Below are 13729 nucleotides of genomic sequence, written 5' to 3' on the forward strand. Positions count from 1 at the left end.
CGTGACCGCATCGAGTTTACAATATGAGATGTGTAAGATTGAGGGGGCGAGACCATTGCGTCGCGTTTTGTTATTGACCGCGTCCTTTGGTTCCGGACATAACCAAGCCGCGTATGCAGTACAAGAGGCATTGAGAGAGAGAGACGCGCAAGTCGAAGTGATCGATTATGTAGGCTTGTTGAATCCTGCGTTGAGGTCTTTTGCCAAGTTTAGTTTGATTCAAGGTGTACAAAAGGCGCCAAGTTTATACGGACTATTTTACAAATCGATGTCCAAAATTGAACCGGATTCCGCGTTGCAACGCTATGTCAACCACCTGGGCATCGAACGGATGGAGGATTATATCCGTTATTATCGCCCGGATGTGGTGGCAAGCACATTCCCGACGCCGATGGGCGTCGTGGGAGAACTGCGACGCACTGGCGGGATTGATCTGCCAAACGTCGCCATCGTCACGGATTACACTGCGCACCGTCAGTGGTATCACGATCACGCTGATCACTATTTTGTGGCGACCAACGAGGTGAAGCGAGATCTGGTGTCGTACGGCGTTTCGCCGGATGCCATCGATGTTGCGGGAATTCCGCTGCGCCGAAAGTTCAGTTCGGAGAATGTGCGGCAACTGCTCGCCAACCGCGAGCAACTGGCGCGTGAGATGGGGTTCTCGCAATCGAGTCCCATCGTGCTGCTGATGGGCGGCGGCAGCGGCATTCTCGCCGACGCGTCGGTGTGGGAATCGTTTATTCCCGACTCCGGCATGCAGTACATCATTATTTGCGGACAGAACCGCAGGATGCAGAGGCGGTTCGCGGCCCTGCAGAATGATCGGGTCAAAGTGTTTGGGTTCACCAGCGAGATCGACCGACTCATGGCGGTTGCCGACGTGATTGTGACCAAACCAGGCGGCCTGACCTTGACGGAATCCATGACGATGCAACTGCCGATGGTGCTGTATCGGCCGATTCCAGGGCAGGAAGAGGCCAACGCGGCGTTCGCGGCGAGAGCCGGCGTCGCCGTGTCGGTGAGAACTGCGCGGGAGGCGCAACAGTTCCTGTTGAACGCTCGCGAAGATCCCAGCATATTGTCCCGCATGCGCCAAGCGTCGGGCGCCTTGCCCACGTGCGGGGCCGCCGAGCGAATTGCAGAGAAAATCATGGTCATCGCTGAGGAAGGTAAGGTACGGCTCCCGCCGACGTATCCAAACTCGACGCAGGTACTGGTGACCTAAGGAGAGCGACGACTTTGTTGGGGTGGCTCCTTGCACTGCTCGTGTTTCTGGTATTGGTGGTCTACTGCGGGCTGCCCGTGCTTTGGACGCGGATATTTCACTTGAAGGCCTATCGGCGGCTGCGCGATCCGAAACGAGTCGCGTTGACTTTCGACGACGGCCCACATCCGGTCTATACGCCGAAACTGCTCGATGCACTGGCCGAACAACAGGTGAAGGCGACGTTTTTCATCGTTGTCCAGCGGGCTCTGAAGTGTCCTGACATCGTCAAGCGTATGAAGGATGAGGGACATGAGGTTCAAATTCACGGCGATCGACACTATTTTGTGCCGTTTTTGCCGCCGAGAGCTACGGCTCACCAGTGCATTGGGGCGCAGATGGCCATCGAACGAAAGTTTGGCATTCGCTCGGATGTGTACCGTCCGCCGTGGGGGGCATGCAATCTCGCGACACTGATGCTTATGCGCAGAGCTGGGTTGCGCATGTGTCTGTGGACCATCATGGTGGGGGACTGGCGTCGGACAGATCCGTCCACATTGGTGAGGCGGGTCGTAGATCGGTTGCATGGAGGCGCAATCATTGTGCTTCACGACAGCGATGTCTCGTTTGGAGCTGAAGAAGGTGCGCCGGAACATGTGATCGAGGCGATGCCAGACATGATTCGGTCCATTCGATCACGCGGGTACGAATTCAGTTTGGTCTCAGAGTGGTTGTAGGGAGGGAGAACGATGCCAAATCCAGCCTTGAGAGCCGTATTCGACATGTGGGAATCATTTTTTCATCATGCGTTCCGTCTTGAAGATTTGGAGCCGGGTGTCGAGCATCTGTTTTATATTGCGAAACGGCGGTATATGGGTCGGCCCTTTGAGGTCGATGGTGTCAAAGTGCGTTCCGGGGATAGAGTGGTGGAATTGCACGTTAACAACGACATGGTGGAGCGGGCGCTTCGCGAAGATTCGAATGTCGTTCGGGCCATGGTGCAGCTGCTGCGGCAGGCGAGGACGTCCATGCCGGCCCTCGCGCGAGCCATTCAGTCACCGCGCTATGCCGAGACTCAGGCTCTGTACGGCATTACGATGATCCATCGCGGAATTGAACGCTTTGGATTTCACACGTTGCCGCTCCCGGATGGGATCTCGAAATCGCTCACAACGTGGCATCTGACGAATGTATTGAGAATGCTCAATCCGGATGCAGATCATCTCATTCAGACACACCACGACGTGCTTCAACCGAAGCTTGTGGTTGCCTCCAAGGCGCGTATTATCGAATTGTTTTCGACACCTGGCCACCAGGTCAAAGACACTGATTCATCATCTGTCCGCGTGGCGCATTCGGACGACAGTCCTATTACACTGCAATCATGAGATGCCTTTTACTGTACGCGTCGTTTGGGGATGGTCACTTGCAGGTGGCGACGGCGCTCAAGGCCTCGCTGGAACAGGATTTCGGTCTTGATGTCGTCATGGTGGATCCATTTCGAACGACGAATCGCCACTTGGCTCACGCGAACGAGAAACTGTTTGAATGGACTACCGCGTCCGCGCCTTGGTTGTATGGACTGAGTTACTATTGGACGAGGAACTACTCGACGAATCACGTGTTGTGGAAACTGCTCGCAAAATTGTCGCGTCGAGCGGCTTGGCGCGCGTTGGTTGAATACAGCCCTGATATCGTGGTTCAACTGTTTCCCGATCACGCTTTGGCATCCCTGCCAGCAGGTGTTTCGCCGCTGATTTCAGTGGTATTGACCGATTATGCGGTTCATAGTCGTTGGTTTCATTCCGCAGTGGACTTATACGTATTTCCGACGGCGGCTGCCGAGTTGGACAGCCGCCGCTTTCGCTCTCTCCGCGCGGCCGCGCATGTGGCGGGTATACCGATTCGCGAGCAATTCTCTGTCCAAGAACCGCACAGCGTGGAAGCCAATCGATCCATCGTGATCTCGGCGGGTGGCAGGGGCGTCTTTCCTGATCTCGCAGACGTCGTGAGGATAGCGCTGTCACACTTTCCCGAGCATCGGGTGATTGTGCTGTGCGGTCGCAACGACGCGATGCGTTCGAGGGTCAGTGCTTTGTCTGCGAGCCTGGAGTCAGGCAATCGAGTCGAGGCCATTGGGTTTACACACGACGTGGCGCGCTACTTTCGACGCGCGACGTTGGTGATTGGCAAAGCGGGCGGCGTATCGACGGCAGAGTGCATGGCGTGCGGAACACCTGTCATCTTCTACAAACCGCTGCCTGGACAAGAATTGGAAAACGCCAGGTGCATTCAGCAGGAAGGTGCCGGGAGAGTGGTCCGAACGATTCAAGAACTTTCAAATACATTGGCGGCGTGGTCGCCGAGTGTTGATGAGCAAATGCGAGGGTGTGCCAAAATGCTGGCCCGACCGCATGCGGCCCGTGAAGCAGCCGGCGCGATCGTCGGCGCCTGGCAACGTCGAAACGCCTCACGGGGAGACGACCAAGGGAGTCGACAGTGACGACTGTCCGCGCGAGCGACAGGATGTGAGAGACAGCGCCAATCCTTGCTTATCGCACTATGTCAAGGCCTCAAACGACCCATATTGACTACTGTAGTAGAGTAGGGGGGTTTTCGCTTCGTCTACTTCCACGGCGTGAACTTCCCCGATGAGAATGAAATGATCTCCGCCATCGAATTCCTCCCGCAATACACACTCCAGATTCGCTTGAGTCCCATGTAAGATGGGGTTGCCCAATTGCCCGACACGGTGCGGAATTCCGGCCATTTTGTCTGGCTGCTTGCTGGCGAAATGGTTCGAGAGGTCGCGTTGATCGCTGGCGAGGATATTCACAGCGAACGACTTTCCACGGCGGATCAGACCCAGTGTGGAAGACGATTTATCAATGCACACCAACACGAGCGGCGGATTGAGCGAGAGAGAAGCAAAGGCGGAAACGGTAATACCGGATACTTCTTCTCCGAACGCCATGGTGACGACGGTAACGCCGCTTGCGAACCGTCCCAAAGCCCTGCGGAAATGAGCCGCATCGATGGTCATGCAGAGTCCTCTCCTTACTATCAATGATGCCAACATTTCTATTGTATCTGAACAGCTGTCGCCAGTACAACGCGGCGTCGATAGGCGATTTGGGCGGCAATAGACGACAAAAGCGACGGGGTTTCGCCGGAATTATCTGCAATCTACGAATTTATGATTGAACTCGACAAGATTTTCAGTTTATAATGACACCAGCGAAAAACATCACATCTTAGCAAAGGGGCTTAATCTAGTGCGCTCCAAGTTCCTCATCAGCCTTTCCATTGCCGCGACTATGTGCGTATCCGTAAGCACCGTTTACGCTGGAACCGTTGAATACACTGTTCGGAGCGGAGACAGCCTCTACGGTATCGCGCAGAAGTACCACACATCGGTAACATCGTTGATGGCACTCAATCACTTGTCGTCGAACGTGATACATCCAGGCGATAAAATTATCGTCGAGCAGACATCCTCGTCAAGTTCCTCATCCATACATACGGTATCGACCACGTCCAAGGCCACTTCTCAGAAGTACACGGTTCAGTCGGGCGACTCCCTGTGGACCATCAGCCAAAAATTCGGCGTATCGATTCAAGACATCGAGGCGTGGAATGGATTGTCCAGTTCCAGCGTCATTCATCCTGGAGAACGCCTCACAGTCCATTCGAACAGTCCAATCAAAATCCTCAGTAGCCGGTCCAGTACACCGGATCCTTCACTCGACGCAAGCGCGTTTGGTTTTACGGTTTCTGATTATGCGAAACAATTCCTCGGTGTGCCTTATGTGTGGGGGGGAACCAGTCCCTCTGGATTCGATTGTTCAGGATTTGTACAGTATGTGTTTGCGCATTTTGGCATTGCGTTGCCGAGAACCAGTTATGATCAGTTCAACGTCGGCACAGAGGTGTCTCAGGCGAATCTCCAGCCGGGAGATATCGTATTTTTCGACTCGTATGGCTCAGGCGCGTCTCACGATGGCGTATACATTGGTGACGGCGAATTCATAAATGCTGCAAGTTCCGATGTGGAGATCGATAATCTGACTTCCGGATATTGGGCTGAGCATTACATTGGAGCGCGGCGGGTCTCAAGTTGATGAATCGCTTGTCGCGAATGGATTGTTTATGAAAGTAATAAAACCTGTAGAAGGGTTGTCGACGGGGTCGTTTCGCGTGACCGTCAGGACAACCCTTCTTCGTTGTTTTACGGAATCTTTAAGTGAAAGGACACCTGACTGAGCTGAATTTACATACCAGGGGCAACAATCGTATGAATGGCGAGGTAGCTTGCCGTGCCAACCAAAAGGAGCACTGACATGGCTGTCGCGGTTCGTTCGATGACGGAGACCATGCGTTTCAGCGCAGGAATCGGATTGGTCACTGTTTTGGATTGATTCAAGTTGTGAACACTCCTCTACGATGAACTTATCGTACACGACGAGTGTAACACGAAATGAGCGGCGGAGAGGGCGAATATGACAGGCTGTTGTGACGCTTATGTCACAGAATTGACGTTTCACGTAATATTGCGTAGAACGATGTCGAGGAGGCTGAACGGGGCGATCTGGATCCCGATCGCCCTCTGGTTGGATATGTGTCAGTTCAAGTCCGAACGTTCACCTGAAATAATGTAAATGACGCTCTCGCCGATGTTGGTGGCGTGATCTCCGATACGCTCCAAATACCGTCCGCAAAAAGCGAGTGTCATCGCCTGTGTGGCGTGATTCGGATTGTTGGAGGTTGTCGCGAACAGACCTTCAACGAGTTTGCGATAACGGTGATCGACTTCGTCATCCAACGCCGCTAGACGTTGTGCCGCATCCACGTCGTTATTCACATATGCGTTGAGCGCCTCGGAAATCATTTCGTCGATCAATTTTGCCATGGCAGGGATTTCGTCAATTGGCAGCAACAACGTTTGGCCAGAGAGTCGAATGGTTGACTTGGCGATGTCCACGGCGAGATCGCCCATTCGTTCCAAGTCCATCGCAAGACGCAGCCCAGCGACGATTTTGCGCAAATCGCCAGCTACTGGCTGTTGGGTGGCGATCAAACGAATACACAGGTCCTCAATTTCATGGTCCTGCACATTGATCTTCCTGTCGTTTTGGACAACTTGCGTCGCGAGGTCGGCGTCTTGCGCTTCAAAAGCCGAAACGGACAAACGGATGGCCTCCTGAATGTCTCCACCTAGTCGCAGAAGCTTCAACTTCAACTCTTTGAGCGCGATATCAAACGACTGACGTTGCTGCATGTGTAATCCCCCCTAGACAACTGTGTCACCCGAATCGTCCGGTGATATAATCCTCTGTTCGGCTGTCGCTCGGTTTGGTGAAGATTTTTGTCGTCTCCCCAAATTCAACCAATTCGCCCGACAGGAAAAATGCGGTTCTATCAGCGACCCGAGCCGCTTGTTGCATGTTATGCGTCACGATCACGACGGTATAATCATTCTTCAGCTGTTCGACCAATTCCTCGACGCGCATCGTGGATATTGGATCAAGCGCAGATGCAGGCTCGTCCATCAACAATACGTCAGGCTCGACCGCGAGCGCCCTCGCGATGCACAAACGCTGCTGTTGACCGCCAGACAGGGCTGTCGCAGGGCGATTCAACCGATCTTTCACTTCGTTCCACAAAGCAGCCATTTGCAGCGCGCGTTCGACGCGTTCTCGAAGCTCCGATTGCTTGCGAATGCCTCCAAGCTTGAGGCCCATAGCCACATTGTCGAAGATGGACATGGTGGGGAAGGGATTCGGCTTCTGGAAGACCATGCCGACGACTCTGCGGACGTCGACGGGATCAAGGTCGAATAAGTTTTCATCGCCGAGCTTGACCTCACCGGTAACCTTTGCGTACGGCGCGGTTTCGTGCATGCGGTTGAGGCATCGAATGAACGTCGATTTGCCACAGCCGGATGGGCCGATAATGGCTGTAGCCATCTTTTCGTCCAGATCGATACTAATATCTTTTAACGTATGTTGCGGACCATACCAAGCGTTCAAATTTCGAACAGACATGGACTTTGCCATGCAGGTGCCACCTCAATTCAAAGAATCCGAAGGTAGTCGAAGGATCACGACGTACCAACGCTTTAGGCTGTCAACCGTCCTATAGTACAATACAAGTGAAATGTTAAGCGAATGTTAGTTTTGCATCAAGGTTATGTAAATACCATATCTCGCACAAATGGTTGAATACGACACAAAAGCCACGGCTTATGCAGCGTGGCTCTTGTGTAAGGCATATCACAATGAAATGACTTCCTATATAGAGTACACGAACCGTTGCCGAATGAACAACCGATTGTACTCTCGAATTGTGGCGAAATCATGAACGTCCGGCATGGCTGTCGAAGCGAACGGCGTCTTTAGTATTTTTCAACACGATATTCACGAAGCCTATACGGCTTCTTCACAATCGGATGCTATGATTCGTTTGTGCAGAAGCAAGGAACGCGTTTCATGCATGATTACCCCCTTAATATACTTGAAAGGCCACTTTCATGGTGGCCGCTTTTTTTGTAGTGTGGTAATCTTACAGACGATCGTTTAATGTATGCATATGCATCGATCTCTGTTGTCGCGGCGCGTGTTGTAGGAGACGAGCACGCTTGCCACAAAGATTTCGTTTGAGTTTATGCATGTGTTTGAGGTATACCTTTAACTAGGACATCATTCCTTATTCAAGTCGAGGAGGTCAACACGCATGCCGTTTGTCATCACATCTCCGTGTATCGGCGAAAAGGCCGCGGATTGTGTAGAAACCTGTCCAGTTGATGCGATTCACGAAGGTCCAGATCAGTACTATATCGATCCCGATCTTTGTATCGATTGCGCAGCCTGTGAACCCGTTTGCCCGGTCAGCGCCATTTTCCAAGAGGATTTCGTGCCTGAAGACGAGCAGGAGTTCATCCAGAAGAACGCCGATTTCTTTAAGAAATAATTGGTATATTGTCGTGATTGCATGCAAACGCCATGCGGAATCGATCGCCCCGCGAGCAGGTCAAGCTGCGAGCGGGGCAATCTTGATTTTCGCCGCTCAAACCTGTCTGGCTGCTTGACGCCATCCAGAGGACGGCGCGTTTCCGATGAAGGGGGATGGAGTAGCTGAGATCAATACGTGAGATTGTCGTTACCAGTGCAGTGGTGTTGGCATCCCTGGCGTGTGCAGGGTGCAGCGCCGCTTCGACGTCTGCGAACAATGTGTCTGCCAATACGTCTGCGAACCAGACCCAATCGTCGAATGCCGTTCAAACGTCTGTCGATCCTCACGTGTACTCGGTATGTCAACAAATATATGAAGGTGTTTCCAAATCCCTGAACGAGAACACGAATGTCAGTTTCGACAAGACGCTGAAAAGTATCACTGCGGTTGCTCAGAGCAGTCCGCCGAATTCGCCGAACAGTGTGCTCTATGAAGACGCAGAAACGGTCGTCACGATGGATGACGCCATCAATGGGGAAGGCGCGCCACCTTCGGCGTACACGAAGATTACCGCCGCGTTGAACCAATTGCAGGCGCATCTGCGGCGTTATCAGCACCTGGTTCATTCGCGCTCTTGATGACGGCCAGAGGCAAAGAAAACGGGTCTCCCTGATGGGATGACCCGTTTTCTTTGTTTTCGCGGTGGCGATTGTTAGGCCATTTGGACGAGATCGATCATCGAAGTCACGTGAACGTCGCCGGGATCGGCGTGAATGAATTCACCGTGTATCGAGACCTTGAATTCGATCTCCTTTGGCAGACCTGGAACGAGATCGAAATAGTTGTCGGAAAAGATACCGTCGACTTCCGACGAGAGAACGACGTGCTTGGCAAGTGTATCCGTCTCCAACACCAGCACCGCGGATCCGTCTTGGCGTTCGCGCTTGGTCACGACGATGGTTGGCTGCTTCAACTGGATGCGGTTGGCCGGCACGAAATAGTGTTCCTTCGAGTCGACGATGCTGCCGTTGTTTTCTTCGAATGTGGCGACCAGGACACTCGTTTGGGGCGTGCGGTTCTGCAGCCACTCCTGGGTCTTCAAGCTGCTTGCCACGATGGCTGAATTCGCCGGCACGGATACGGAATCGATTCGTTCCGCCAGCAGATTTCCTGAGAAGTCGAACAATCGACAGATCAAGCGGCCAGCAATCGGCTGCAACACATCGGAAACGAGATGAACCTCAGTGACATCGTCGTGTTCGTAGATGGAGACGGACACGTCTTGGAACGATCGCTTCGCGTAATATTGAAGCGCCTTCCATCGACCGTAATAGTCCATGCTGGACCAAGACGCGACGGGCCAGCAGTCGTTGATTTGCCAGTACAAGCTGCCCATGCAGAACGGTTTGCGGCGTCGGTGGGCTTCCATCGCCATTTTGATAGCCTCCGCCTGCAACACCTGACTCATGACAAGAAACGATTGAAAATCCTTCGGTTCGTTGTAATAGATGTCCATATATTCTTTGATCAGCCTGTTGCCATCGCCGCTCCGCTGGTGCCACTTCATAACGTCCGATTCGAGCGCCATGTCCTCTGGCTTCGCGTATGTTTGCACCGTTTTAAGTTCTGGAAATGATTGGAATCCGTACTCGCTCATGAAGTGGCCCAGATACACGTTGTAGTTTGAGAACGGCTCGACATTGTGCCAAACGCCCCAGTAGTGTATGTCGCCCCGTGTCGAATCGTTTTTGGCGTGCTGAGAAGCGTCGCCTGTCAAGGCTTGCATGGGCGAAGAAGGCCAATACTCCGCCTGCGGCGCGTATCGAGAGACGGCCTCCGGCAAAATATCGTGAAAGACAGCTTCGTAATCGGCCCAAATCCGCGCCCGCTGTTCTTGGGTATATTGCTGTTTCCATCCCCAGCCGGCGTTTTCGTCGTATTGCGACCATGCCGTGTCGATCTCGTTGTTTCCGCACCAAAGAGCGATGCACGGGTGATTTCGCAGGCGAATCAAATTGTCCTTCGCTTCTTGTCTGACACTTTCCAAAAACGCCTCGTCGCCTGGGTACATGCTGCAGGCAAACATAAAGTCCTGCCAGACGAGAATGCCGTGCTCGTCGCAGAGATCGTAAAAAATGTCGGCTTCGTACGTGCCGCCGCCCCAAACCCGAAGCATGTTCATATTCGCCTCAACCGCACTCATGATCTCGTGGCGGTAGCGCTCCTCATCGACGTCCGTCAGGAACGAGTCGTTTGGAATGTGGTTCGCGCCTTTGGCGAATACGGGAACACCATTGAGTTCAAAATAGAAAGTCGTGCCTGCGCTGTCGGTGTTGCGGACGAGTTTGATGGATCGTAGCCCGGTTCGTGTAGACGATTGATCGATCACGTCATCGCCCCGCAGCAGCGTAACGGCAAATGTGTAGAGGTACGATTCGCCAAGGCCGCGCGACCACCAGAGGCGAGGGTTGTCGATGGAGATGGGGACCTCCACCTGATTGGTCCCGGGGGACAATTCGACTTCGAGTGCGGCGTGGACGCCCTGAGACTCCACTTGCACGGTGCCGCTCCAGGCCGTATCCGATTCGATGGTGACCAGTACGGCAACTTCGGCCAGTGCGCGACTGATGCGGCGTTGATCGATGTAGACGTCCGTGATCCGTCCTTGAGACCACCCCACGAGATGGACCGGGCGCCATATGCCGCTGGTCACAAAGCGTGGACCCCAGTCCCAGCCGTAGTGGTAGGGGGCTTTGCGGCTGAATACACTCAGTTTCTGGTCGCCGAGGCCGCCGCGTTCCGACTGATCGTTTGGAGCGGGCAAGTTGTAGCCAAGCGCCGCGAGTTTTGGCAGATCCTCTTGAATCGGGGATCGGAAGATAACCCTCAATGAGTTTGGTCCTAATTGTAGATTGTCCTTTACATCGGCGCGCCATGTCCGAAACATATTGTTTGCCGACAATACGTGTGTGTCGTTGACGAATACCTCCGCATACGTATCGAGGCCGTTGAAAACGAGTTCAAGGTTGCGTTCACCAAGCGTGGCTTGGTCCACGTCAAACGTCGTTTCGTATTCCCAATCCTGCTTGTCGATCCACTGCAAATCACCTTCATTGGTTCCGACGAATGGGAGGGGAATCTTGCCGTTTGCAAGCAAATCCGTGTGCACGCATCCGGGTACAGTTGCTGGCAGCCATTCTTGTTCGCTCGGGGAGCGAAACATCCAATTTGTCGATAGCGGTTTATCCGTGGCCATGGTGCCCTCCTTGTGTCTCTGAGGTTAATCTCTCACGCACCGCCACATTATACGCGATCCGCAATATTCGTTGTCCAGAAGAACGATCCGGCTTGCAGGATCGATGATGTATCGGCAAAATTCTTCATGTTACCTCAAGCTCCGCAAGCGTTTTCGGTAGTTCGTTCAGTCTGCCATCTCTTTACTAGTAATAATTTCGAATGCACTACTTGAAAAGAGACAATAAATGATGCACAATAACAATGTTAGCAGAGGTGGTGAAATCGCCTTCATTCGAAAACGGTTTCGAACAAGGTTCGTCCATGGTGCGGCGAATTTGATCGACGGGTGTCGAAGGCGGGATGTTCGCCCGAGTCGTTCTGACACGCTTCCTCGGAAAGATTGAGGCTGTTCCGTCACCTTGGTTCGCTGGTGGCAGGAACAATTGTTTAGACATCGGGCGAAAGCGATTTCGTTGACCCGGGGTTTCGCGAAGGTTGTTGCGAAGGTTCCGGGTAATGGGATTCTGCACCGAACATCAAAGGGGGACTTCAAGTGTCCAAAAAGCATGTATTTCGTGTAGCGTCAACGGCTGCCGTAGTCGCATTGGGTTTAGCGGGATGCGGTACTGTCTCCAACACGGCCTCCAACACAGCAAGCGGTTCTTCGAGTTCCAACGTATCAACGACCGGAGCTGCTTCGACCAATGTGTCGAATGCCGTTTTGACAGTCGCGCCTAACGTGACAGGCAGTTTCGCCGACAACTTCAACCCGTTCTCGGGAACCAATAGTGTCGACGGTACGCTCGGCAACATTTATGAAACGTTGTTCTATTTCGACAATACGACTGGCAAACAGTTCAATCTGTTGGGCAAGAGCTTTACGTTCAGCAACGGCGGGAAAACGCTAACAGTGCATCTTCAGCCGAAGGCGAAGTGGACCGACGGCAAGGCGTTCACTGCACAGGATGTCGTGTTTACGTTCGACGACATCAAGAAATATCCGGATGCGGATACCAACGGCATCTGGCAACAGCTGACAAGTGTCAAGGCTCAAGGCAACGACACGGTGGTGTTCACGTTCAAGTCGTCGAACATTCCGTTCGCGGAGCAGTACGTATTGGCTGGAACCTATATCGTGCCGAAGCATTTGTGGAGTTCGCTAGGGGATCCTGCGAAGGCGAAAATTACGTACACGCAGGCGATTGGCACAGGGCCGTTTAAAATCTCGTATTTCTCGACACAGGATTACAAGTTTACGGCAAATGAACAGTATTACGGCGGAGCTCCGGCTGTGAAAACGTTGAATTACCCGGCGTACGCGAGCAACTCGAGTGCTGACCTGGCGCTTGCGAGCGGCGAGATTCAATACGCGGGCATCAACATTCCGAATATCGACAAGACGTTCGTGAAGGCAGATCCGCAGCACAATCACTATTACTTCCCGCCAAACAACCCGGTCGAGTTGTATCCGAACTTGACTAACCCATTGTTGGCGCAACTGCCTGTACGGCAAGCGATGAATTTGGCAATCGATCGCAACGAGTTGTCGGTCAAGGGTGAAACCGGCTACGAGTCTCCGGCGTCGCCGACGAGCCTCGTGCTTCCTCCGCAGAAGGCTTGGTTGGATCCGAATTTGCCGGCGTCTGACAAGTCTTTCACCGTGAACGACACAAAAGCGGAACAAATCCTTGAGAAGGCCGGTTTCAAGAAGGACTCCAAAGGTATTTTCGCCAAGGACGGCAAGGAATTATCGTTCACGCTGTTGACGGTCTCCGGGTGGAGCGACTGGGACGAAGATGCGCTGCTCATCAAGCAACAACTGCAGAAGATCGGCATCGCAATCAACGTGAGCCAGCAACAGTACTCGGCATACTACAACCAGGTTGATCCGGGTGCAGGCGTGAAACCGACCTACCAATTGGCCATTTCGTGGACCAATGCCGGACCGACGCCGTACACGACATATCACGACATGCTTGACTCGACGGGCGGCTTCAATATCGAAGGTTACAAGAATCCGTCGCTCGACAAGGTGTTCCAAGACTTTGCGTCGACCACCAACAAGTCGGAGCAATTGAAGGATATGTACGAGATCGAAAAGACGGCTGCCGAACAATTGCCTGTCATTCCGTTGCTCGACGGTGCGCTCTGGTACGAGTACAACGACTCGAATTTCACGGGCTTCCCGACCAAATCGAACCTGTGGATCGATCCGTCGCCGTACAACTATCAATCTGCAGCAATCGTCATGGACCGCCTGAAGCCGACAAAATAAGAACTGAAATCGCTTTACGGATAGCATAGGGATAGCATAGGATAGAAGTGATTTTGCGA

General features: G+C 53.1%; 13 protein-coding genes. 8 read left to right on the forward strand and 5 right to left on the reverse strand.

Annotated features, from left to right (window positions below; translation table 11 throughout):
* Positions 1-55 precede the first annotated feature (55 nt).
* From AAC01S_RS10620 to AAC01S_RS10635, 4 genes are read left to right on the forward strand one after another with little or no spacing between them, the layout of a single operon-like run.
* Positions 56-1228, forward strand: coding sequence for an MGDG synthase family glycosyltransferase (locus AAC01S_RS10620; RefSeq protein ID WP_067621788.1), 1173 nt, complete (start codon positions 56-58; stop codon positions 1226-1228).
* Positions 1229-1242: 14 nt separating this feature from the next.
* Positions 1243-1944: a polysaccharide deacetylase family protein gene (locus AAC01S_RS10625; protein ID WP_067621790.1), complete on the forward strand. Its 702-nt coding sequence runs from the start codon at positions 1243-1245 to the stop codon at positions 1942-1944.
* A gap of 12 nt (positions 1945-1956) precedes the next feature.
* On the forward strand, positions 1957-2595 hold the full coding sequence (locus AAC01S_RS10630) for a YkoP family protein (RefSeq protein ID WP_067621792.1): 639 nt from the start codon (positions 1957-1959) through the stop codon (positions 2593-2595).
* 44 nt (positions 2596-2639) lie between these two features.
* Entirely contained in the window at positions 2640-3710 is a 1071-nt protein-coding gene (locus tag AAC01S_RS10635) for an MGDG synthase family glycosyltransferase (RefSeq protein ID WP_245630177.1), read from the forward strand.
* 57 nt (positions 3711-3767) lie between these two features.
* Here the strand turns inward: AAC01S_RS10635 and AAC01S_RS10640 are convergent, their stop codons facing one another.
* Positions 3768-4250, reverse strand: coding sequence for a flavin reductase family protein (locus AAC01S_RS10640; protein ID WP_067621796.1), 483 nt, complete (start codon positions 4248-4250; stop codon positions 3768-3770).
* Positions 4251-4482: 232 nt separating this feature from the next.
* Between AAC01S_RS10640 and AAC01S_RS10645 the strand changes: the two genes are divergently transcribed.
* Complete coding sequence (locus AAC01S_RS10645; protein WP_067621798.1) at positions 4483-5328, forward strand: C40 family peptidase; 846 nt, start codon at positions 4483-4485, stop codon at positions 5326-5328.
* A 149-nt stretch (positions 5329-5477) separates the two neighbouring features.
* Here the strand turns inward: AAC01S_RS10645 and AAC01S_RS19265 are convergent, their stop codons facing one another.
* The 3 genes from AAC01S_RS19265 to pstB form a co-directional block, all read right to left on the reverse strand.
* Positions 5478-5630: a hypothetical protein gene (locus tag AAC01S_RS19265; protein WP_157071134.1), complete on the reverse strand. Its 153-nt coding sequence runs from the start codon at positions 5628-5630 to the stop codon at positions 5478-5480.
* A gap of 198 nt (positions 5631-5828) precedes the next feature.
* Complete coding sequence (gene phoU, locus AAC01S_RS10650; protein ID WP_067621800.1) at positions 5829-6485, reverse strand: phosphate signaling complex protein PhoU; 657 nt, start codon at positions 6483-6485, stop codon at positions 5829-5831.
* Between the two features lie 25 nt (positions 6486-6510).
* Complete coding sequence (gene pstB / locus AAC01S_RS10655) at positions 6511-7263, reverse strand: phosphate ABC transporter ATP-binding protein PstB (protein ID WP_067621802.1); 753 nt, start codon at positions 7261-7263, stop codon at positions 6511-6513.
* 676 nt (positions 7264-7939) lie between these two features.
* On the opposite strand from pstB, the gene AAC01S_RS10660 reads away from it, so the two are divergent.
* Positions 7940-8176: a ferredoxin family protein gene (locus tag AAC01S_RS10660; RefSeq protein WP_067621804.1), complete on the forward strand. Its 237-nt coding sequence runs from the start codon at positions 7940-7942 to the stop codon at positions 8174-8176.
* Positions 8177-8376: 200 nt separating this feature from the next.
* Positions 8377-8796, forward strand: coding sequence for a hypothetical protein (locus tag AAC01S_RS10665; protein ID WP_067621806.1), 420 nt, complete (start codon positions 8377-8379; stop codon positions 8794-8796).
* A 74-nt stretch (positions 8797-8870) separates the two neighbouring features.
* On the opposite strand, the gene AAC01S_RS10670 is transcribed toward AAC01S_RS10665, so the two are convergent.
* Positions 8871-11414, reverse strand: coding sequence for a beta-mannosidase (locus tag AAC01S_RS10670; protein ID WP_067621808.1), 2544 nt, complete (start codon positions 11412-11414; stop codon positions 8871-8873).
* Between the two features lie 534 nt (positions 11415-11948).
* Between AAC01S_RS10670 and AAC01S_RS10675 the strand changes: the two genes are divergently transcribed.
* Positions 11949-13670: an ABC transporter substrate-binding protein gene (locus AAC01S_RS10675; protein ID WP_157071135.1), complete on the forward strand. Its 1722-nt coding sequence runs from the start codon at positions 11949-11951 to the stop codon at positions 13668-13670.
* The last annotated feature ends 59 nt before the right edge of the window (positions 13671-13729 follow it).

The organism is Alicyclobacillus acidiphilus NBRC 100859 (assembly GCF_001544355.1).
GTDB classification, from domain to species: domain Bacteria; phylum Bacillota; class Bacilli; order Alicyclobacillales; family Alicyclobacillaceae; genus Alicyclobacillus; species Alicyclobacillus acidiphilus.